The sequence below is a fragment of the uncultured Thioclava sp. genome (assembly GCF_913064665.1).
Lineage (GTDB): Bacteria > Pseudomonadota > Alphaproteobacteria > Rhodobacterales > Rhodobacteraceae > Thioclava > Thioclava arctica.
On record NZ_CAJYBT010000001.1, the window covers coordinates 85954 to 106949 of the forward strand.

General features: G+C 61.4%; 18 protein-coding genes. 12 read left to right on the top strand and 6 right to left on the bottom strand.

The window, feature by feature from the left end; genetic code table 11:
- The first annotated feature begins 80 nt into the window (after positions 1 to 80).
- The 5 genes from xylF to xylA all read left to right on the top strand — a co-directional run bounded on the left by xylF (position 81) and on the right by xylA (position 6046).
- The gene (xylF, locus tag QZ571_RS00405) at positions 81 to 1103 is read left to right on the top strand and encodes a D-xylose ABC transporter substrate-binding protein (RefSeq protein WP_295529971.1); all 1023 of its coding nucleotides are present in this window, start codon (positions 81 to 83) and stop codon (positions 1101 to 1103) included.
- A gap of 95 nt (positions 1104 to 1198) precedes the next feature.
- Complete coding sequence (locus tag QZ571_RS00410; protein ID WP_295529974.1) at positions 1199 to 2524, top strand: sugar ABC transporter permease; 1326 nt, start codon at positions 1199 to 1201, stop codon at positions 2522 to 2524.
- Positions 2525 to 2541: 17 nt separating this feature from the next.
- A complete protein-coding gene (locus QZ571_RS00415) occupies positions 2542 to 3312 on the top strand; it encodes an ATP-binding cassette domain-containing protein (protein WP_295530235.1) in 771 nt (256 codons plus the stop codon).
- Positions 3312 to 4748 (top strand): xylulokinase, encoded by a 1437-nt coding sequence (xylB, locus tag QZ571_RS00420; protein WP_295529977.1) that lies wholly within the window; start codon positions 3312 to 3314, stop codon positions 4746 to 4748. The genes QZ571_RS00415 and xylB overlap by 1 nt, the downstream gene beginning before the upstream one ends.
- Positions 4745 to 6046 carry a xylose isomerase gene (gene xylA, locus QZ571_RS00425; RefSeq protein ID WP_295529980.1) on the top strand — a complete coding sequence of 434 codons (1302 nt, stop codon included), beginning with the start codon at positions 4745 to 4747 and terminating at the stop codon, positions 6044 to 6046. The genes xylB and xylA overlap by 4 nt, the downstream gene beginning before the upstream one ends.
- Positions 6047 to 6142: 96 nt before the next feature.
- On the opposite strand, the gene QZ571_RS00430 is transcribed toward xylA, so the two are convergent.
- The 6 genes from QZ571_RS00430 to QZ571_RS00455 are packed head-to-tail and all read right to left on the bottom strand — an operon-like array spanning position 6143 to position 13296.
- The gene (locus tag QZ571_RS00430; RefSeq protein ID WP_295529983.1) at positions 6143 to 8407 is read right to left on the bottom strand and encodes a glycoside hydrolase family 2 TIM barrel-domain containing protein; all 2265 of its coding nucleotides are present in this window, start codon (positions 8405 to 8407) and stop codon (positions 6143 to 6145) included.
- Position 8408: 1 nt separating this feature from the next.
- Positions 8409 to 9557: a galactonate dehydratase gene (gene dgoD, locus QZ571_RS00435; RefSeq protein ID WP_295529986.1), complete on the bottom strand. Its 1149-nt coding sequence runs from the start codon at positions 9555 to 9557 to the stop codon at positions 8409 to 8411.
- On the bottom strand, positions 9554 to 10507 hold the full coding sequence (locus QZ571_RS00440) for an aldose epimerase family protein (RefSeq protein WP_295529989.1): 954 nt from the start codon (positions 10505 to 10507) through the stop codon (positions 9554 to 9556). The genes dgoD and QZ571_RS00440 overlap by 4 nt, the downstream gene beginning before the upstream one ends.
- Positions 10500 to 11432, bottom strand: a complete 933-nt coding sequence (locus QZ571_RS00445; RefSeq protein ID WP_295529993.1) for a Gfo/Idh/MocA family oxidoreductase — start codon at positions 11430 to 11432, stop codon at positions 10500 to 10502. Before QZ571_RS00445 ends, QZ571_RS00440 begins: the two co-directional genes overlap by 8 nt.
- Complete coding sequence (gene ugpC, locus QZ571_RS00450) at positions 11429 to 12490, bottom strand: sn-glycerol-3-phosphate ABC transporter ATP-binding protein UgpC (protein WP_295529996.1); 1062 nt, start codon at positions 12488 to 12490, stop codon at positions 11429 to 11431. The genes QZ571_RS00445 and ugpC overlap by 4 nt, the downstream gene beginning before the upstream one ends.
- Positions 12487 to 13296, bottom strand: coding sequence for an IclR family transcriptional regulator (locus QZ571_RS00455; protein WP_295529999.1), 810 nt, complete (start codon positions 13294 to 13296; stop codon positions 12487 to 12489). Before QZ571_RS00455 ends, ugpC begins: the two co-directional genes overlap by 4 nt.
- Positions 13297 to 13421: 125 nt before the next feature.
- Here QZ571_RS00455 and QZ571_RS00460 point away from each other — a divergent pair, with 125 nt between their 5' ends.
- The 7 genes from QZ571_RS00460 (at position 13422) to QZ571_RS00490 (ending at position 20957) form a co-directional block, all read left to right on the top strand.
- Positions 13422 to 14657 (top strand): extracellular solute-binding protein, encoded by a 1236-nt coding sequence (locus QZ571_RS00460; protein ID WP_295530002.1) that lies wholly within the window; start codon positions 13422 to 13424, stop codon positions 14655 to 14657.
- Positions 14658 to 14735: 78 nt separating this feature from the next.
- Positions 14736 to 15668: a carbohydrate ABC transporter permease gene (locus QZ571_RS00465; protein ID WP_295530005.1), complete on the top strand. Its 933-nt coding sequence runs from the start codon at positions 14736 to 14738 to the stop codon at positions 15666 to 15668.
- A 1-nt stretch (position 15669) separates the two neighbouring features.
- Positions 15670 to 16515, top strand: a complete 846-nt coding sequence (locus tag QZ571_RS00470; protein WP_295530008.1) for a carbohydrate ABC transporter permease — start codon at positions 15670 to 15672, stop codon at positions 16513 to 16515.
- Positions 16512 to 18596, top strand: a complete 2085-nt coding sequence (locus QZ571_RS00475) for an alpha-galactosidase (protein ID WP_295530011.1) — start codon at positions 16512 to 16514, stop codon at positions 18594 to 18596. The genes QZ571_RS00470 and QZ571_RS00475 overlap by 4 nt, the downstream gene beginning before the upstream one ends.
- Entirely contained in the window at positions 18593 to 19507 is a 915-nt protein-coding gene (locus QZ571_RS00480) for a 2-dehydro-3-deoxygalactonokinase (RefSeq protein ID WP_295530013.1), read from the top strand. Before QZ571_RS00475 ends, QZ571_RS00480 begins: the two co-directional genes overlap by 4 nt.
- Complete coding sequence (locus QZ571_RS00485) at positions 19504 to 20112, top strand: 2-dehydro-3-deoxy-6-phosphogalactonate aldolase (protein ID WP_295530015.1); 609 nt, start codon at positions 19504 to 19506, stop codon at positions 20110 to 20112. The genes QZ571_RS00480 and QZ571_RS00485 overlap by 4 nt, the downstream gene beginning before the upstream one ends.
- Positions 20109 to 20957 (top strand): SMP-30/gluconolactonase/LRE family protein, encoded by an 849-nt coding sequence (locus tag QZ571_RS00490; RefSeq protein ID WP_295530018.1) that lies wholly within the window; start codon positions 20109 to 20111, stop codon positions 20955 to 20957. The genes QZ571_RS00485 and QZ571_RS00490 overlap by 4 nt, the downstream gene beginning before the upstream one ends.
- Positions 20958 to 20996 lie beyond the last annotated feature (39 nt).

The following is a 20996-nucleotide window of genomic DNA, read 5'->3' on the forward strand; positions in this document are numbered from 1 at the left end:
AACTAAAATTAATCGCGGCACCTTCTTTCACGTTCCGGTGAGTCCATCGGGAGGCCTTTGGGCCATCTAGGGAGGAAAAAATGCATAAATCCATTCTGGCCGCCGTCGTACTGACGGTCGGTCTTTCGACCTCGGCCTTTGCGGAGATGACGGTCGGGGTATCCTGGTCGAATTTCCAAGAAGAACGCTGGAAAACCGACGAGGCCGCTATCAAAGCCGCGCTCGAAGCGGGCGGCAATAAGTATATTTCTGCCGATGCGCAGAACTCGGCTGCCAAACAGTTGACCGACGTCGAGGCGCTGATTGCGCAGGGAGCCGACGCTTTGATCATTCTGTCAGTCGATAAAGACGCGATCAGTCCGGCGATCGACAAGGCCGCGAATGAGGGGATTTCCGTGGTCGGCTATGACCGCCTGATCGAAGACCCGCGCGCCTTTTACCTGACCTTTGACAACAAGGGCGTGGGCACGATCATCGCGCAAGAAGTCTCGAAGGTGCAGCCCGAGGGCAACTACGCCATCGTCAAGGGCGACAAGGGCGACCCGAATGCGGCGTTCCTTTTGTCGGGTATGATGGAGGTGCTTCAGCCCGCCATCGACAGCGGCAAGATCAAGATCGTTGGCGAGAGCTTTACCGATGGTTGGAAGCCCGACAACGCGCAGAAAAACATGGAGCAGATCCTGACTGCCAACAACAACAATGTTGACGCAGTGCTGGCCGAAAATGACGGCATGGCGGGCGGTGCGATTGCTGCGCTTCAGGCGCAGGGTCTCAATGTTCCGATCGGCGGTCAGGACGGCGATCTTGCCGCGCTGAATCGTGTGGCGCGAGGCACCCAGACCGTTTCGGTGTGGAAGGACTCGCGTCAACTGGGCAAGGCAGCGGCCGATATCGCGGTTGCGCTGGCCGGTGGCACCGCAATGGATGCCGTTGACGGCGTGCAGAAGTGGTCCGGCGGTGAAAAAGGCGTCGAGATGGACGCGATCTTCCTCTCACCGACCCCGATCACCAAAGACAACCTCAATGTCGTGATCGACGCGGGCCATATCTCGAAAGAGCAGGCTTGCGAAGGCGCGATGGCAGGCGTGATGGGCTGCGAATAAGCCCCGGTCTTGGGTCCGGCGCTGCCAATGCGCCGGACCCGTTTCCCTGACAAGGGGCGCCCTGCGGCGCCTGCATCAATTTTCCGGATCAGATCATGACCCAGACCAATTCCGCCCCGCGGCAAGACGGCGCATCGCCGCGCCCGGGCGTGTTTGGCCGCTTTCTGCGCGCCACCGAAATCGACACAAGATTGCTTGGCATGATCGGCGCACTCGCGTTGATCTGGATCGGCTTTCATCTTTATGGCGCGCTGTTCAAAGGCTTTGGCGCCTTCCTGACCCCGCGCAACCTGTGGAACCTCAGCGTTCAGACCGCCTCGATCGGGATCATGGCGACAGGGATGGTGCTGGTGATCATCACCCGTCATATCGACCTGTCGGTGGGCTCGATCCTTGGGGTTTGCGCGGTCGTGATGGGGGTGGTGCAGGTTCATGTGCTTCCCGGTTTGATCGGTTTTGGCAGCCCGCTGATCTGGATCATCGCTGCGATCATCGGCATGGCGACGGGGGCGCTGATTGGCGCGTTCCACGGGGCGATCATCGCCTTTGGCAAGGTGCCCGCCTTTATCGTGACGCTGGGCGGGCTCTTGGTCTGGCGCGGCGCGGCCTATTTGATCACCCGTGGCGAAACGATCTCTCCGCTCGATGAGACCTTCAAGCTGCTCGGCGGCGGGCCTTATGGCGCGATTGGCGAGATGGGCAGCTGGATCGTCGGCATCCTGTTTTGCATCGGTATCGTGTGGCTGTTGTGGCAGGGCCGCCAACGCCGCCGATCCTATGAATTCCCGCTGCGCCCGCTTTGGGCCGAGGGCGTGCTTGGCATGATAGGCTGCGGTGTTGTCATCGGCGCGGTCCTTGTGGTGAATGCCTATCCTTGGCCCAAAGGGATCGTGCGCCAATATGCCAAGGCCAATAATCTTGAGATCCCCGATGGCGGTTTGTTCATCTCGCATGGCTTTGCGATCCCGGTGCTGATCCTAGTGGGCGTGGGCATCGCGATGACGATCTTGCTGAACCGGACGCGCTTTGGCCGCTATGTTCTGGCCATTGGCGGCAACCCGGATGCGGCGGAACTGGCGGGCATCAACACCAAGATGATGACGGTCAAGATATTCGCGTTGATGGGGTTCCTGACGGGTCTGTCGGCGGTCGTCGCCTCGGCCCGGCTTGGCTCTGCGACGAACTCGCTGGGTACGCTGGATGAGTTGTATGTCATCGCCGCTGCCGTGATTGGTGGCACCTCGCTTGCAGGTGGGGTGGGCACGATTTACGGCGCAATTCTGGGCGCTTTTGTGATGCAATCGCTGCAAACCGGCATGGTCTTGATCGGCTTTGATTCAGCGGTGCAGCAGATTGTCGTGGGCTCGGTTCTGGTGCTCGCGGTGTTCATCGACACGATCTATCGGCGCAACATCAAATGAGCGGGGCCAGCATGAGCATGACGCAAACCTCTACACTCGATCGCACCGGCACACCGCTTGTCGAACTGCGCAACATCTCGATTGCCTTTGGCGGGGTCAAGGCGGTCGATCACGTCACGATCGACCTGTTCCCCGGCGAGGTCGTGGGGCTTTTGGGCCATAACGGCGCGGGCAAATCGACGCTGATCAAATGCCTCTCGGGTGCTTACCAGATGGATTCGGGTGAGATTTTCATCAATGGCGAGAAGGCCGAGATCCGCAATCCGCGCGATGCGCGCGACTGCAACATCGAGACGATCTATCAGACCTTGGCGCTGGCAGATAACCTTGATGCGGCGTCGAATCTGTTTCTGGGGCGCGAGATCACCGGCCCCGGCGGCTTTGTCGATGACGACCGGATGGAGGCCGAGACGCGCAAGATCATGGGCCGTCTCAACCCCAATTTCCGTAAGTTCAAAGACCCGGTAAAGGCGCTTTCGGGCGGTCAGCGGCAATCGGTGGCCATCGCGCGTGCGGTCTATTTCAACGCCCGCATCCTGATCATGGATGAACCCACCGCCGCCCTTGGCCCGCACGAGACGCAGATGGTGGCCGAGTTGATCGAAGAGCTAAAAGCGCAGGGGCTTGGGATTTTCCTGATTGAACATGACATCCACAACGTGATGCGCCTGTGTGACCGCGCAAGCGTGATGAAAAACGGCCAACTTGTCGGAACTGTGAATGTCGATGAGGTCACCGATGAGGATATCCTTGGCATGATCATCTTGGGTAAGAAACCGGAGGCATAATGTTTCTTGGATTGGATCTTGGCACATCCGGGCTGAAAGGCATTCTGATGGATGACGCTCAGCATGTGCTGGCCGAAGCCACACATCCGCTGAGCGTTTCACGCCCGCAAGAAGGCTGGTCAGAACAATCTCCCGCCGACTGGCTGCGCGCGACCGAAGCGGTGCTGGGGGCCTTGGCCGCACATGATCTCTCGAAGGTGCGTGGGATCGGGTTGTCGGGGCAGATGCACGGCGCGACCTTGCTGGACGCGTCGGGCGATGTGTTGCGGCCCTGCATCTTATGGAACGACACCCGCGCCCATCGCGAGGCTGCCGAGCTGGATGGCGACCCGCAGTTTCGCCAGATCACCGGGAATATCGTGTTTCCGGGCTTTACCGCGCCGAAACTTGTCTGGATCGCCCGGCATGAGCCCGAGACATTCGCCAAGGTGTCGAAGGTGCTTTTGCCCAAAGACTACCTGCGTTTCTGGCTGACTGGCGAACACGTGGCCGAGATGTCGGACGCCGCGGGCACAAGCTGGTTTGATACCGGCGCGCGCGATTGGTCGGATGCGCTTTTATCCGCCACCGACATGCGCCGCGAGCAGATGCCGCGTCTTGTCGAGGGCTCGGAGGTTTCGGGCGTGGTGCGCTCCGAATTGGCGGCGCGATTTGGCCTTGGGCGCGACGTGGTCGTAGCGGGCGGGGGCGGCGACAATGCCGCCTCGGGGATCGGTGTTGGCGTGGTCAAGGCGGGGCAGGCCTTTGTCTCGCTGGGCACCTCGGGGGTGCTGTTCGCCGCCAATGACGGCTATCAGCCCGACCCAGCCAGTGCCGTGCACAGTTTTTGCCATGCCCTTCCTGATACCTGGCACCAGATGGGCGTGATCTTGGCCGCAACCGACGCGCTGAATTGGTATGGGCGGCTGCTGAATACGGATGTGGCCGATCTGACCGATGCGCTGGGCGATCTGGCGGCTCCGGGCAAAACCCGCTTCCTTCCTTATCTCGGCGGAGAGCGCACGCCGCTCAACGATGCCGCGATCCGTGGCGCGTTCATCGGGTTGGAGCATGCGACCGACCGGGCGGCGGCCACGCGCGCCGTTCTGGAAGGGGTGACCTTTGCGATCCGCGATTGCCGCGATGCGCTGGCCGCGACCGGCACCCGGATCGAAAGCCTTCTGGCGGTCGGTGGCGGGTCGCGCTCGCGCTATTGGTGTCAGGCGATTGCCACCGCGCTGGGCACGCCCGTCTCGCTGCCAGTAGCAGGGGACTTCGGCGGAGCGTTCGGCGCGGCGCGGCTGGGCATGATGGCCGCCACCGGGGCCGGTGCCGAGATCGCCACCCCTCCCACAATCTCGGCCGTGATCGAACCCGTCGCGGCCCTTTCTGACGCATTCGACGCAGGTCACGCGCGCTACCGCGCCGCAGCTTTAGCCATCAAGGGACTGACATGACGGACTTTTTCAACGGCATTACTCCGATCAAATACGAAGGCCTCGACGCCAGCAGCGATCTGGCCTTTCGCCATTACAATCCAGACGAGATCGTCATGGGCAAGCGGATGGCCGATCATCTGCGTTTCGCCGTCGCCTATTGGCACAGTTTCGCATGGCCCGGCGGCGACCCGTTTGGCGGCCAGACCTTTGAGCGCCCTTGGTTTGGCGACACGATAGATTTGGCCAAGCTGAAAGCTGATGTGGCCTTTGAGATGTTCGATATTCTCGGCGCGCCTTTCTTTTGTTTTCACGATGCCGATGTGCGCCCTGAAGGCGCGGATTTCGCCGAAAATACGCGCAATCTCGAAGAGATCGTCGATTACTTCGCACAGAAGATGGAAAGCTCAAAGACGCGCCTTCTTTGGGGCACGGCGAACCTGTTTTCGCATCGCCGCTTTATGTCTGGCGCTGCGACCAACCCCGATCCCGAGGTGTTCGCCTGGTCCGCCGCGACGGTGAAAACTTGCATGGATGCGACCCACAAGCTGGGTGGCGAGAACTACGTGCTTTGGGGCGGGCGAGAGGGTTATGAGACGCTGCTCAACACCGACCTGACCCGCGAGGCCGAGCAGGCCGGGGCGTTCCTGTCGATGGTGGTCGATTACAAGCACAAGATCGGTTTCAAAGGCGCGATCCTGATCGAACCCAAGCCGCAAGAACCCTCCAAGCATCAATATGATTACGATGTCGCCACGGTTTACGGGTTCCTCAAACGCTTTGGGCTTGAGAACGAAGTGAAGGTGAATATCGAGCAGGGCCACGCGATTTTGGCTGGGCACAGCTTTGAACATGAGCTGGCGCTGGCGGCCTCGCTGGGGATTTTCGGCTCGATCGACATGAACCGCAACGACTATCAATCGGGCTGGGATACCGATCAATTCCCAGACAACGTCCCCGAGATGGCGCGCGCCTATTACGAGGTGCTCAAGGCGGGTGGCTTTACCACGGGCGGGACGAATTTCGACGCCAAACTGCGCCGTCAATCGCTGGATCCCGAGGATTTGATCGCAGCCCATGTCGGCGCGATGGATGTTTGCGCGCGCGCGCTCAAGGCGGCTGCGGCGCTGCTGGAAGATGGCGCGTTGGAAGAGGCCCGCAAGGCCCGTTATGCGGGTTGGGACGCGCCCGAGAACCGAGCGATGCTGACCTCTGATCTTGCGACAATCGAGGCGCGGGTGCGCAGTCAAGGGATCAACCCCGCCCCGCGATCTGGCCGACAAGAGCGGCTAGAGAACCTTTGGAACCGCTTTGTCTAAGGACCGGGGCTTGGTGATCGCACAAGATGACCAAGCCCCGCTTTGGCGGGGCTCGTCGCGCCCCAGCGCAAAACCATCTGTGGGGCTTCAACGCCCTTACTCGCCTCCGGACCTTGGTCGAGTTATGGGGCCGTGGCTTGCGATTCCGGGCGCAACGATCTCAATTTCGCTCTGCACGCTTTGATCGCGCAGCCGCGCTGTCAGACGCACGGTGCCCTGATCGCCACTCAGTCGCAGCCAACAGCCCGTTGCGCCCCCCGCCAGCACCGGACAAGCCGGGCCGATCAACCGAGCAGGGCCCTCGACGCTTAGAAACACCGGCTCATTGAGGAAGTGCAGCTTGTTGCCCGCCTGATCGCGCGCGCGGATCATGACGCGAATTTCGTCATCGGGCGCGGCCTCGGCGCGGGTCACGTCTGGGGAAGCCTCAAGCGCCGTAAACAGCGCATCGGCGGGGAAAATCCGCTCGGTGACCGGTTTTCCGTTTACGAACCCGGTGACCTTGCCGCCATGCCAGCTTTCGCCCCACTGACCCAGCTCGGCCTCGGTGAAATGGCGATGATCGATGATGATCGGTGGATGGGGTAGATGCGGGAAGCGGTCGCGGTCGGGACCGACGCGCTTGACGACATCGGCATAAGATAGCTCAACCTCATCGCAGTTGCTCAGCACGATCAGGGGCAGCACGCCGCCGATATTGCGCTCGCCGCGCGCCCAGACGGTGACCGGCTCCATCACGATCTTATCCTCGGGCGGCATCTGACTGGCATAGGCATAGGCAGCGAATTTCGGTTCGCGGAAAATGCTCATCACGCCGTGATGGCAAATCCGGTCGCCTGCGCCGAAATCTTTATGCGTGTTATAGTCAAACATGCACCAACCAATGCAGCCCGCGATCCCGGCATCCGGGTCATGCGCGGCGTTTAGCACCTCAAGATGGCGCAGCACATGTTCGTGCTGGCGATGTTCGGGATCGCCCGCCTTGGTGGGATACATATGGCCGTTATATTCGGTCACCAGATAGGGCACGCGGTTGGGCAGCCCGGTCACCTCTTGCTGATCGCGCAAGCCCATGCGCGGGCGGTTCGTGCCGGGCCTTTCGAACTCGCCCAGAACGAAATCATTCATCGTATAGACGTCTTCGAGCAGATGGCTGTCGGGAATGCAGCGCACGCCGCCAGTGGGGCGGGTTGGGTCAAGGTCATGGGCGAGCGCGTTGGTGCGGTAGTAGAAGTCATCCGCATCGCGGCTTTCATTGATGCGCACGCCCCAGATGATGATCGAGGGGTGGTTCCAGTCGCGCCGGATCATCCGCCCGACATTTTCAACCGATTCATCTTGCCAGCCGGCGCCGCCAATATGTTGCCAGCCGGGGATCTCCTCAAAGACCATCAGGCCGATCTCGTCACAGCGATCCAGAAAATACGGGCTTTGCGGATAATGCGAGGTGCGCACGATATTGCAGCCCAGATCAAAGCGCAAAATCTCGGCGTCGCGTTCTTGGCTGCGCTGGCCCTGTGCATAGCCAGAATAGGGAAAGCTTTGGTGGCGGTTCAACCCGCGCAGCACGACCCGTTCGCCGTTGAGTAAAAACCCGTCGGGGGTGAAAATTGCGTCGCGAAAACCGAAGCGCTGAACGAGACGATCACCGCTATCGGGCAGCGTGGTTTCTAGCGTGTAAAGCGCCGGAGTCTCGGGGGACCAGAGCGTTATTTTCGATAAATCAGAAAATTCAATATTATCAGAAACAACCGTTTCACGTCGCGCAATTTCCACGCCCTCGGGATCGCGCAGCACCAGGTCCACGGCGCCGGGTTGTGACGTTTCGAGCTTCACCACCACGCGCTTCTGGCTTGCCAGCACATCAGGCGTCTCGATCTTGAGGCTTTGGATATGGCGCGCAGGAAGCACTTCCAGCCAGACATCGCGATAAATCCCGGCATAGGTCAGATAGTCGATCCGTCCGCCAAAAGGCGGGATCTCGGGGTTTTCACTGCCGTCGATGCGCACCGTCACGCGGATTATTCCCGACCCAAGCGGATTTTCCAGTGGCACGGTAAACGGCGTGTACCCGTCGCGGTGGCGCGTCACCTCGACCCCGTTCACCCAGACCACGGCATCCACCATCGCCGCGTCAAAGCGCAACTGCACGACTTTGCCCGTCCAATCGGGCTGCCAGTCAATCTCGCGCTGATAGGTGAAGACGCGCTGAAACGCGCGCTCGTCGAAATAGCTCATCTCGAGGTCGACGGCGTTATGAGGCAGCGTCACGCGCGCGCCTTGCATCGCTGCCTGCGTCCAGTCCGGCTCGAACCCTTCAGTAAAGTGCCAGTCGGTGTTCAGTTTGGTGATCTTGCGCATCTTACCACTCCGCAAAGCTGCCATCGGCATGACGCCAGATGGGGTTGCGCCAGCGATGCCCTTCGGCGGCGGCCTGGCGCACCTTGTCCTCGTTGACCTCAATGCCAAGCCCCGGCCCCTGCGGGATCGCGACAAAGCCGTCTTGATAGGCGAACACCTTGGGATCGATCAGGTAATCCAGCAAATCCGAGCCCTGATTGTAGTGAATGCCCAGCGATTGTTCCTGAATGAAGGCGTTGTAGCAGACCGCATCCAGTTGCAGGTTCGCCGCCAGCGCGATCGGCCCCAGAGGGCAGTGCAGCGCCAGCGCAACATCATGGGCCTCGGCCATCGCGGCGATCTTGAAGGTCTCGGTGATGCCGCCGGAATGGCTGGGATCGGGCTGGATGATATCGACGAAGCCGCCTGCCAGAACCTCCTTGAAATCCCAGCGCGAATAGAGCCGCTCGCCCAATGCAATCGGCGTTGCGCAATGATTGGCGATCTCGCGCAGCACCTCGGCATGTTCGCTCAGAACCGGCTCTTCGATGAACATCAAGTTGAATGGTTCCAGCTCTTTGGCAAGCTGTTTGGCCATCGGGCGATGCACCCGACCGTGAAAGTCGATCCCGATCCCGAAATCGGGGCCCATCGCCTCGCGGATCGCCTGCACGCGCGCCAGAACGGCGTCGATTTTGGCGTGGCTGTCGATGAATTGCAGCTCTTCGGTGGCGTTCATCTTAACCGCCGTGAAGCCGCGCTCACCGCATTCGCGCGCCATGTTCGCGGTGTCGCCGGGACGATCGCCGCCGATCCAGCTATAGACCCGAATGCGATCACGCTGCTGGCCACCCAAAAGCGCATGCACCGGCACGCCTAGCGCGCGGCCCTTGATGTCCCACAGTGCCTGATCAATGCCCGCAATGGCCGACATATGAATGCCGCCGCCGCGATAAAATCCGCCGCGATACATCACCGTCCAATGGTCCTGAATATGGCCGGGATCCTTGCCGATCAGATAGTCCGAGAGTTCCTCGACACAGGCTGCAACGGTCGCCGCGCGCCCCTCAAGGACCGGTTCGCCCCAGCCGCTGATCCCCTCATCGGTCGAGATTTTCACAAAGCACCAGCGCGGCGGGACGATGAATGTTTCGATGGCGGTGATTTTCATTTTGACCTCGTGGTGAATGCCAGCCGGGTTTGATGGAAATAGCTTTCGCCGGGTTCCAGGATGGCATTGGGAGAATCGGGGCGATTGGGCGCGTCTGGCCAGGCTTGCGGTTCAAGGCACAGCGCGTGATTCACGGGCACGCCGACTGCGGGGCTATTGACCGTGTATAGCTGCAAGCCCGGCTGGTTCGTCACAATCTGCATGACCCGACCCGAGACAGGGTCATACAGCGTCGCGGCCTCATGCATCTCTTCGCCGACCTCCAGACAAAAGCAATGATCAATGCCCGGATCACCTTGCCGCAAGACCGGGCGCAGCGCGCGATAATCAAACATCGTATCAGCCACTGGCCGGGGCGCGCCCAGCGGGATCAAGGCGGCATCAACGGGCAAATAGCGCTGCGCGTTGATACAAAGCAGATGATCGCGCACCGGCCCTCCCCCGGCGAGGTTGAAATAGCCATGCGAAGTAATCGAAACCGGACAGGCGCGCGAGACGCGGGCGCGATAGGTCAGGGTCAGCGTGCCCGGCTCGGACAGGGCAAACTCGGCCTCGACCTCCAGATCACCGGGAAAGCCCTGATCGCCATCAGGACTGAAAAGCCCCAAAGTCACCCTGTCGGCGCGGTGATCAAGCACCTGCCAATCGCGCCGATCAAACCCATCAATACCGCCATGCAAACAGGTCGGGCCCTCATTCGCGCTTAGATCGCATGTCTCGTCGTTGAGCGTAAAGCGCGCAGAGCCGATGCGATTGGCAAACCGCCCCACCGTTGCGCCATGAAATCCGCGCGCGTGGCGATGATCGCGCGGGTCTTTCGGACCCATCAGCACCTCGCCTAGAACTCCATCCCGATCCGGCACTTGCAGCGAATGCAGCACCGCGCCAAAGGGTAGAATGACGGCCTGCACGCCCGAGGGCAGCGCGATTTTGCACATTGGCTCAGCCATGGGGCACCTCTTGAAACGGTTCAACTTGCTGCGTGCGACCACACAGAAACGCATCCGCGACCAACCGCAGCGGCGTGACATCGACATCCCTTTCGCCCCGCGCAACCAGATCGCGGAACCGGGCATAAAGCGTAGCATATTCTGAACGGTCCGGAGCCGGCTGCACCCGCCCGTCAATCGCGAAGCGCGCCCCGCCCTGATCAAGCGTTGCGCGACCTTCGTCGGTGTCGAACTGGATGCGCCATAGCTCAGCGCCAGTTTCACGCCAGTCGAAATTGGCCCCGATTGGCACCGCGCCCGCGCGCATCTCAAGGCTGGCCGCGATAGGGGTTTCACGCCCCTCTGGCACCGAAAGGTCTGCCGAGATCAAACGCACCGGATCGGCCAGAACCGCAGTCAGAATTGAAAGCGCATTGATACCGGGATCGAACACGCCGAGGCCACCCGCCTGCCAAATCCACTGCTGGCCCGGATGCCATTTGCGCACGTCTTCACGCCAGTCGATCTGCACCGCGCGCAGGCGTTGTCCGGCCAACCACGCACGCGCCAAATCAACCGCCACTGCCGCGCGCGAATGCCAACTTGCAAACAGCGTCAGCCCACGGCGCGCCGCTTCCTCGCGCAGGGCCTCGACTTCGGAGACGGTGGCGCCGGGGGGCTTTTCCAGCATCAGATGACGCCCCGCGCGCAGCACCGACATCGCCTGATCGAAGCGGCCTTGCGGCGGGGTGCAAAGCGAAATCGCACCGATATCAGGCTGAGCTGCGAGCAGCGCGTCGATATCGGGGTAGCAGGGCAGATCGGGCAGCGTCGCGTTGCGGCTGGCCAGAGCGGCCAGATGCACACCGTCAACCTGTTCAAGCGCAGGCAGGTGCTGCGCGCGCGCAATCGCGCCCAAGCCGACAAGACCGATCGCAAGGCTCATGGGCGCACGCGCGCGCCAGTATCGGCGCGAAACACATAGACATCTTCCGGGTCAAAGCGCAGCCCGACTGTGCCGCCGCCTGCGGTCGAAAGCCGCTGATCGGTCTCCACGATCACGCGTTCCCCGCTTGGCGCGCGCAGATGGGCATAGCTGACGCCGCCAAGGTTTTCCGCCATATCGACAGCAAAAGCACCCGCATCCGCGACGATCTTGAGCGCATTTGGCCGCAAACCGACCTCGACTTCGGTGCCCTCGGGCGGCAGGGCCAGCGCCACATTGATCGCGCTTTCCAGTCCCGGAACTTCGATTGCGCCACCTTTGATCCTCCCGGCGAGGAAATTCATCGAGGGCGAGCCGATGAAGCCCGCCACGAAACGATTGTCGGGGTCGTCATACAGGTCCATCGGCGCGCCGACCTGTTCGATATTGCCCGCGCGCAGCACCACGATCTTGTCGGCCATCGTCATCGCTTCGACCTGATCATGGGTGACGTAGATCATCGTTGCGCCGATCTCGCGATGCAGCCGGGCGATCTCGGCGCGCATCTCGACACGCAGTTCCGCATCGAGGTTGGAGAGCGGCTCGTCAAACAAAAATACCTGCGGCCCGCGCGTGATGGCCCGCCCGATGGCGACGCGCTGGCGCTGACCGCCGGACAAGGCGGCGGGCTTGCGATCCAGCAGCGGCTCCAGCTTGAGGATATCGGCCGCCTCGCGCACTTTCGCGGCGATTTCGGCCTTGGGGTGGCCGTTCATCTTGAGGCCAAACCCCATATTTTCGGCTACCGTCATATGCGGATAGAGCGCGTAGGTCTGAAATACCATCGCAATGCCGCGCTCGGCAGGTTCGGCATGGGTGACGTCGTGATCGCCAATTCGGATCGCGCCACCGCTGGTGTTTTCGAGCCCCGCGATCATACGCAGCAATGTCGATTTCCCACAGCCAGACGGGCCAACAAAAACGCAAAACTCCCCCGGCTCGACCATCAGATCGACACCGTGGATTACCTCAGCCTCGCCAAACCGTTTGACGATTTTTTGCAATGCAACTCCGCTCACTGTCCGTCCTCCCTGTTTTGCTCTGGAAAGCGCCATGCAGCGGCGGCTTTTGCGATTTGCTGCGCTGCCTCAAGCAAAAGCGGCGCGTATGATTCCAGCGCGTCATGACCCTCGCGTTGGCCTGCCGTGATCGACAAGGCCCCCAGAACGCGCCCGCTTTGCGACAAGATGGGGGCGGCGATGCAGCGAATGCCGGGTTCGTGCTCCTCGGCATCCCAGGCGAACCCACGAACGCGGATGGCCTCCAATTCTTTGCGCAGCGACTGCGCATCGACCAAAGTATGCTCGGTGAAGCGATGAAAGCTTTGGCGCGCGATGGCGGCCTCTAATGGCTCTGGGGCCAGATGGGCCAGCATCGCCTTGCCCACGCCCGTGCAGTACGCCGGCCCAACCTTGCCCGATTGCGAGAACATCTCGACCGGGCGCGCGGCGTTGCGCTTGTCGACATAGAGCACCATGCCCTGATCAAGCTGCGCCAGATGCAGCGTCTGCCCGGTCTTGGCCGACAGCGCATCCAGATAGGGCGCGGCGACCGGCGCGAGCGAGCTTTGCGCCCAAGCCGCATGTGCAAGACGCACCAAACGCAGCCCCGGCGCGTAGCTTTGGCGTTCGTCATCATAGGCCAGCATGCCCTGATTGGTCAGCGTTTGCAGAAAGCGATACAGCGTGGCCTTGGGCAGCCCCGAGACCGGCAGCAACTCTGCAAACCGGACTGGGCGCGCAAAGCCTGCAACAAGGTCCAGTACGCCAAGCGTTCGCCCGACAGTGCCGTCTTCATGCGCAGGTTGGGGTTCGTGTTTGCTCATAGGCCTCCTCCACAGGACTGTTGACAGGATGCGCGATTCACGGCAGCATTTCAATATGTAAAACAAGGTTTCAACATATGGAACTAAATTAGGAGCCTTGCTTGCAGAAACCGGGAGGAGAACCGATGAAACTTTTGAAAACCGCAGCCATTGCGGCGCTTGTGGCCGGTATGGCCCTGCCTGCATTGGCCCAGCAGCGCACGCTGACACTGAATACCGACGCGTCCGACCCCGCGCCCAAAGCCGCTTTCGATCAACTGATCAAAGGCTTTGAGGCGGAAAATCCAGACGTTCATGTCGTCGTGAACATCTTCGATCACGAGGGTTACAAGACGGCGATTCGTAACTTTTTGACCGCTGACAGCCCGGATCTGGCGAATTGGTATGCGGGCAACCGGATGGCCCCCTTCGTCAAATCGGGGCAGTTCATGGATGTGTCAGATGTCTGGCAAGAGAACGGGCTGAAGGACAGTCTTGCGCCCGCGCTGTCGTCGATGACGATTGATGGCAAGCAATGGGGTGTGCCCTATACCTACTACCAGTGGGGCATTTATTATAACAAAGACGTCTATAAAAAAGTCGGTGCCGAGGTGCCAAAGACTTGGGACGAGTTCATCAGCAATTGCAAAAAATTCAAGGCGGCGGGCATCGATTGCCTGACCACCGGCACCAAGGCGCTTTGGCCCGCAGCGGGGATATTCGACTATCTCGATTTGCGCACCAACGGCTATGATTTCCACATGAAGCTGACCAATGGCGAAATTCCGTGGACGGATGATCGCGTGCGCAAGGTCTTTGCCGAATGGGCCAAGGTACTGCCCTATACGACGCCCAATGTCTCGGCGATCGACTGGCAGGATGCGGTGTCCAACATCGTTCAGGGTAAGGCTGCGAACTATGTGATGGGCAATTTCGCCGTCGCCACCTTCAAGGATGGCGGGATGACGAATGACACGCTGGGATTCATGGACTTCCCAGAGATTACGCCGGGCATTCCGCGCGCCGAAGAAGCCCCGACGGATACGATTCACATCCCCGCCGGGGCTAAGAACGTCGCGGATGCGAAGAAATTCCTCGCCTATGTGGCGCGTGCCGATGTGCAGACCAAGATGAATGAGACGTTGGGCCAGCTTCCCATCAACGTGCAGAGCACGGTGGGCGACGACCCCTATCTGCAGGCGGGCTTCAAAATCCTTTCGACGGCAGATGGCGGTATCGCGCAGTTCTTTGACCGTGATGCGCCCGCCGCGATGGCCAAGGCTGGGATGGAGGGCTTTCAGGAATTCATGGCCTATCCCGACCATCTGGATGCGATCCTTGAGCGGCTCGAGAAGATGCGCAAACGCGTCTACAAGAACTGATCTTCGCGATCTTAGGACGGCGCCCTGTCACGGGGCGTCGTTACGTCTGACCCAATTTGCAGATCGAGGAGCGTGACGATGACCGCCGCACCCGCCATTCCCGGTTCAGCTTCCGGCCTTCCCGGCCCGCGCAAACGCCGCCGCCTGAGTCGCAAACTCGCGCCGTGGCTGTTTTTGGCCCCCGGAATGTTGATGTTCCTGATCTACGTGATCATTCCGATCCTGCAATCGATGTGGATTTCATTCTACCAATGGGACGGGCTTAGCCCGAAGCATTGGATCGGGATGGAAAACTACGTCGAACTGCTTGACGATGACGCCTTTTATACGAGCCTGAAGAACAACGTGATCTGGCTGGTTTTGTATATGCTGGCGATCCCGGCCGGGCTGTTCATCGCCCTGTTCCTGAACCAGAAGCTGCGCGGGATACGGCTTTACAAATCGCTGTTTTTCTTTCCGTTCGTGATCTCTCAGGTCGTGGTCGGACTAATCTTTTCGTGGTTCTACGCGCCGGGCTTTGGTTTGTTCTTTGCGCTGACGAAATGGCTCGACGGGACGGGAATCGCGATTCTCGCCAATCCTCATCTGGTGACTTACGGCATCATCGCAGCCGGGCTTTGGCCCCAGATCGCCTATTGCATGATCCTCTATCTGACGGGGCTGAACTCTGTCGCGCCCGACCAGATCGAGGCCGCCCGCCTTGACGGCGCAAAGGGGCTCAAGATGCTGTGGTATGTCGTGCTGCCACAACTGCGCCCGGCGACGTTTATCGCGCTGGTGGTCACCATCATCGGAGCTTTGCGCAGCTTTGATCTGGTCTCGATCATGACCTCGGGGGGGCCATTCGGCTCATCGCGGGTGCTGTCCTATTACATGTATGAACAAGCTCTGTCGGAATATGGCTATCGCATGGGCTATGGCGCGGCGATCGCGGTGGTGCTGTTTGCAATCATGATGATCTTCATCTCGGGCTTCATCTGGAAGATGTGGCGCGACGAAAGGGGGCTATAAGATGTTTCCGCGTCCGATCCAAACCATGAGCCCCGCTGCGCGCACCGCCTATAAGATCGCGCTACCGGTGATGCTGATCTTGTGGCTGCTGCCGCTGCTGGGAGTTGCGATGACCTCGCTGCGCCCCTCTAGCGATCTTGCGCAGGGCAACTATTTCGGGATGCCCTCCTATCTGGCGTTTTCGAATTATCTCGACGTGTTTCGCAACTCGCCCTTCGCCAGTTACATGCTGAACTCGTTTCGGGTCACGATCCCGACGATGATCGGCGCGGTGGCGCTGTCATGCCTGACGGGCTACGCGCTTGCAGTATACAAGTTCAAAGGCAATCTGCTGATCTTTTTCATCTTCGTGGCGGGCAATTTCGTGCCCTTCCAGATCCTCATGGTGCCGGTGCGCGACCTGACGGTGAAGATGGGGCTTTATGACACGATCACTGGGTTGGCGCTGTTCCACATCGCGTTTCAAACCGGGTTTTGCACCCTGTTCATGCGCAATTTCATCAAGGCCCTGCCGCGCGAGTTGATCGAGGCGGCCCGGGTCGAGGGTGTGGGCGAGTGGCAAATCTTCTGGCATATCGTGCTGCCGCTGGTGCGCCCGGCGATTGCCGCGCTGTCGGTGCTGATCTTTACCTTCATCTGGAACGATTATTTCTGGGCGACGGTGCTGACCACGGGTGCAGATACGCAGCCTATCACCGCCGGGTTGCAATCGCTGAACGGGCAATGGGTGGCAGCGTGGCAACTGGTGTCGGCGGGCTCGATTCTGGCGGCGTTGCCTCCGGTCGCGATGTTCTTCCTGATGCAGAAACACTTTATTGCAGGGTTGACCCTCGGGGCGGTGAAATGATCCGAACTTGGCATCTGAAAGACGCACGCCAAAGCCTTGTTCTGGCCAGCCGCGACGACCGCCTGCCCGCGATCATTTACTGGGGCGCATTCCTGCCCGAGGGCGAGGATCTGGCGCAACTGGCCGCCAGCACCGAGGGCGATGTGACGGGCGGAATGCTCGATCAAAACCCCGATCTGTCGATCTGCCCCGAAGCCTCGCAAGCCTTCCCCGGAGAGCCGGGTTTGATCGCGCACGATGCGCAGGGTCGCGTGCTGCGCCCGGCCTTTCGTTTCGCGTCACAAGAGGTTCGCACGGATCGGCTTGTGCTGGTCTATCGCGATGCGGCGTTGGGTGTGAGCTATCGGGCCGATTTCGCGCTCGACGCCGCCACCGGAATGATCACCGCGCGTGCCACACTGGATAGTGAGACGCCGATCACATTGCATTGGCTCGCAGCCCCGGTCTTTCCCGCGCCACAGCTTTGCGACGAGATGCTCGAATTTTCCGGCCGCTGGTGTGGTGAGTTTCAAATCACCGCCACGCCTTGGGCCCCCGGTCAGCGTGTGCGCGATAATCACACGGGGCGCACCGGGCATGAACATTTTCCTGGCCTCATTTTGCCCACGCGCGGCGCGACCAAAACCAGCGGCGAAACCCGCGCCTTTCATTACGGCTGGTCGGGCGGGCATCGAATGGTGGCCGAGGAACTGCCCGGTGGGCGGCGTCAGGTCCAGTTCGGCCATGCTTCGGGCAGCGAGCTGACACCGGGAACGCAGTTTGAAACCGCGACCCTTTATGCGGCCTATTCCGCGGCGGGCTCGAATGGATGCGCGGTCGCGTTTCAGCGCCATCTGCGCGACCGGATCGTGCAAATCCCAGCCAAAGCTCTGCCGCGCCCGGTGCATTACAATTGCTGGGAGGCGATCTATTTCAAACACGATCTGGCCGAGCTGTGCGAGATCGCGGATCGTGCCGCCGGACTGGGGGCGGAACGCTTCGTGCTGGATGATGGCTGGTTCGGGCGGCGCGATGATGACACGACCAGCCTTGGCGATTGGCAGGTCGACCCGCGCAAATATCCCGACGGATTGGGACCGCTGATTGCGCATGTAAACGCGCTTGGCATGGGGTTTGGTCTGTGGTTCGAGCCCGAGATGGTCAATCGCGACAGCAATCTGGCGCGCGCCCATCCCGATTGGCTGCTTGGGCCCACCGATCAGATCGAGGGCCGCCAGCAACGCGTGCTGGATATCGCGCGCAAGGACGTGCGCGACCACCTGTTCAGCGCAATCAGCGCGCTGCTGTCACAACATCCGATCGAATACGTAAAATGGGATCACAACCGCGTCCTCCCCTATGCGGACGCCGCCCAGACTCGCGGGATCTATGCGCTGCTGGATCGGTTGCGCATAGCCCATCCGCAGGTGGAGTTCGAAAGCTGTGCCTCGGGGGGCGGGCGGATCGACTTCGGCATTCTCGAACGCACGACGCGGGTCTGGCTGTCTGACAGCAATGACGCGATTGAACGGCTGCGCATTCAGCATGACGCGGCGCTGTTCCTGCCGATGGTCGTGACGGGCAGCCATGTCGGGCCACGGCGCTGTCATACTTCGGGGCGGGTAATCGACATGGAAATGCGGGCATGGGTTGCCGCCCAGCGCCATATGGGATTTGAGATGGATCCGCGTGAGCTGACCGAAGACGAGGCCGAGGTCCTGCGCGATGTAACGGCCTGGTGGAAAGCCAATCGCGACTGGCGCGCGCGTGCGGATATCCTCCGTCTTGAGGCTGCGGACCCCGCCGTGATCGCCGAAATGCAACGGGCCGAAGATGGCGCGCGTTTCGTGGTCTTTGTCGGTCAGGGCGAGACCTCGGCGCAGATTCTGCCGCGCCCGCTGCAACTGAGCGGGCTAGACCCGCAGGCGCGCTATCGGCTGGTGTTGCGCAACCGCGCGCAAGCTGCGGGCTTGTCACGCGGCGCGCCAGCGTTGAAAACGGGCGCGCTGGAATTAAGCGGGCAGGCCTTGATGGCTCAGGGCATCACCCTGCCATGCGGATTGGCGCAAACCATGTGGGTGATCGAAGGGGAAAGACTATGAGTGCCGCAGATATCAGCGCCACCCCAGAGTGGATCGCCGCGGATTGGGGCACCACGCATCTGCGTCTTTGGGCGATGCGCGGGCAGAACGTGCTGTCCAAGCGCAGTTGCGATCAAGGAATGGGGCGGCTGAGCCCTGCACAATTCGGCCCCGTGCTTGAGGCAGAGATCGCCCAGTGGGGCGCTGATTGGGCGGGTATTCCCGTTGTCGCCTGCGGCATGGTCGGCTCGCGTCAGGGCTGGAGCGAAGCGCCCTATCACCCGACCCCGACCGATCCGCGCGCGCATCTGATCCGGGTTCCCGATCACGCCCCCCGCCCGGTCTATATCGCCTGCGGCATTCGCCAAGATGACCCGCCCGATGTGATGCGCGGCGAAGAGACCCAGATCGCGGGCCTGCTGGCCCAGACCCCCGAATTTGACGGCGTGGTCTGTCTGCCCGGCACGCATACGAAATGGGTGCGCCTGCGGGCGGGCCGGATCGAGCGGTTTCAAAGCTGCATGACGGGCGAGCTGTTTGAACTGATTTCGCAGCAATCGGTGCTGCGTCACACGCTTGATCTGCAAGGCTCGGATCTATCGGCCTTTGATGCCGCCTGCGCCGAAGCTTTGGGCGATCCTGCGCGCGCCTATGGCGGGCTGTTTGCCCTGCGCGCGGCGGCTTTGCTCAACGGGCTTGATCCGATCAGCGCCGCCTCGCGCCTGTCGGGTTTGCTAATTGGCTGGGAACTGGCGGCAACGCGCGATCTTTGGTCAGGTCAAACAGCCGCCCTGATCGGCACTGCGAAACTGGCCGCACTTTACGCCCGCGCCCTTGGCGCGAATGGCGTGCAGACGCAAGACTACCCAGCCGAACCTACCACCCTCGCCGGGCTGCACGCCGCCTGGAAAACCATCGGAGCCTGCCCATGAGCCGCCCCCTGATCGCCATCCTGCGCGGGATCACCCCGCCCGAGGCGCTGCCTGTCACCCAAGCCCTGATCGACGCCGGGATCACTCGCATCGAGGTGCCGCTCAACTCGCCCGAGCCGCTTGTCAGCATCAAGGCGATGGTTGACCGTTTCGGCGCGCAGGCTGATATCGGCGCGGGCACCGTGCTGAGCACGCAGCAGGTGCACGACGTTGCGGCGACGGGTGCGCGCCTGATCGTATCGCCAAATTGCGACCCTGCGGTGATCGCTGAAACCAAGGCGGCAGGGCTGCAAAGCTATCCCGGCGTGATGACCCCGACCGAAGCGTTTGCCGCGATTGCTGCGGGGGCGGATGCGCTCAAACTGTTTCCCGGCGATCTGATCGGGCCAGTGGGCTTGCGCGCGATGTCTGCCGTTTTGCCGCGTGAGATGCCGCTTTATGCCGTGGGCGGAGTTTCGGTTGAGAATATGGCTGACTGGCAACGCGCCGGGGCGGCGGGTTTTGGCATTGGCAGTGCAATCTATCGCCCCGGCGATGATGCCAAGATCGTATCACAGAATGCGCGCGCGCTCGTCGCCCGCTTTGACGAGGTTTTTACGCAATGAACGCCACGATCTACGACGCCCGCCCTTGTTTCCTCGGCGAAGGGGCATTCTGGCACCCCGAGCGCGGCCAGCTCTTCTGGTTCGACATCCTGCGCGGACGCTTGCTGAGCCGCGCGGGCGATCAGCCGCTGGAATGGCAGATCGGCGAGATGGCCTCGGCGGCGGGTTGGATTGACCGCGACACTTTGCTGATCTCGACCGAGACCGGACTGCGCCGGTTCGACATTTTGACCGGCGGGCATGAACCCATCGCCGCGATCGAGGCCACGCGCGACGACACCCGCTGCAATGATGGGCGGGCCGATCCGATGGGTGGGTTTTGGGCCTCCACCATGGGCAAACCCGCCGCGCCAAAGGCGGGCGCGATTTATCGCTACTATAACGGCACGGTGGAACCGCTGTTGCGCGATCTCACGATCCCGAACGCGATCTGTTTTGCCCCCGACGGGCGGCGCGCCTATTTTGCCGACACGCCAACGGGCAAAATCATGACGCTGGCGCTAGATGCGCAGGGCTGGCCCGAGGGCGCGCCCGAGGTTTTTGTCGATCTCACCTCTGAGGGGCTCAAGCCCGATGGCGCGGTGACGGATGCGCAAGGTGCGGTGTGGAATGCGCAATGGGGTGCGGGGCGCGTGGCGCGCTATTTGCCCGATGGCAGCTTTGATCGCGCGGTTTCGGTGGCTGGGCGCAATAGTACATGTCCGGCCTTTGGCGGCCCTGATTTTCGCCAGCTTTTCGTGACCACCGCGCAAGAGGGCATGACCAACCCCGACGCCGCGCAAGGCTGCGTCTTTGCGCTAGATACCCCCATTGCCGGGCGCGCAGAGCCGCGTGTCGCGCTGTAGCCAAGCCGGTCTCTGACGCACCGTCACGCCACTAATCTT

Coding starts and splice junctions, on each gene's coding strand:
- xylF (WP_295529971.1), top strand. CDS start 81: ATGCATAAATCCATTCTGGCCGCCGTCGTACTGACGGTCGGTCTTTCG.
- QZ571_RS00410 (WP_295529974.1), top strand. CDS start 1,199: ATGACCCAGACCAATTCCGCCCCGCGGCAAGACGGCGCATCGCCGCGC.
- QZ571_RS00415 (WP_295530235.1), top strand. CDS start 2,542: ATGACGCAAACCTCTACACTCGATCGCACCGGCACACCGCTTGTCGAA.
- xylB (WP_295529977.1), top strand. CDS start 3,312: ATGTTTCTTGGATTGGATCTTGGCACATCCGGGCTGAAAGGCATTCTG.
- xylA (WP_295529980.1), top strand. CDS start 4,745: ATGACGGACTTTTTCAACGGCATTACTCCGATCAAATACGAAGGCCTC.
- QZ571_RS00430 (WP_295529983.1), bottom strand. CDS start 8,407: ATGCGCAAGATCACCAAACTGAACACCGACTGGCACTTTACTGAAGGG.
- dgoD (WP_295529986.1), bottom strand. CDS start 9,557: ATGAAAATCACCGCCATCGAAACATTCATCGTCCCGCCGCGCTGGTGC.
- QZ571_RS00440 (WP_295529989.1), bottom strand. CDS start 10,507: ATGGCTGAGCCAATGTGCAAAATCGCGCTGCCCTCGGGCGTGCAGGCC.
- QZ571_RS00445 (WP_295529993.1), bottom strand. CDS start 11,432: ATGAGCCTTGCGATCGGTCTTGTCGGCTTGGGCGCGATTGCGCGCGCG.
- QZ571_RS00455 (WP_295529999.1), bottom strand. CDS start 13,296: ATGAGCAAACACGAACCCCAACCTGCGCATGAAGACGGCACTGTCGGG.
- QZ571_RS00460 (WP_295530002.1), top strand. CDS start 13,422: ATGAAACTTTTGAAAACCGCAGCCATTGCGGCGCTTGTGGCCGGTATG.
- QZ571_RS00465 (WP_295530005.1), top strand. CDS start 14,736: ATGACCGCCGCACCCGCCATTCCCGGTTCAGCTTCCGGCCTTCCCGGC.
- QZ571_RS00470 (WP_295530008.1), top strand. CDS start 15,670: ATGTTTCCGCGTCCGATCCAAACCATGAGCCCCGCTGCGCGCACCGCC.
- QZ571_RS00475 (WP_295530011.1), top strand. CDS start 16,512: ATGATCCGAACTTGGCATCTGAAAGACGCACGCCAAAGCCTTGTTCTG.
- QZ571_RS00480 (WP_295530013.1), top strand. CDS start 18,593: ATGAGTGCCGCAGATATCAGCGCCACCCCAGAGTGGATCGCCGCGGAT.
- QZ571_RS00485 (WP_295530015.1), top strand. CDS start 19,504: ATGAGCCGCCCCCTGATCGCCATCCTGCGCGGGATCACCCCGCCCGAG.
- QZ571_RS00490 (WP_295530018.1), top strand. CDS start 20,109: ATGAACGCCACGATCTACGACGCCCGCCCTTGTTTCCTCGGCGAAGGG.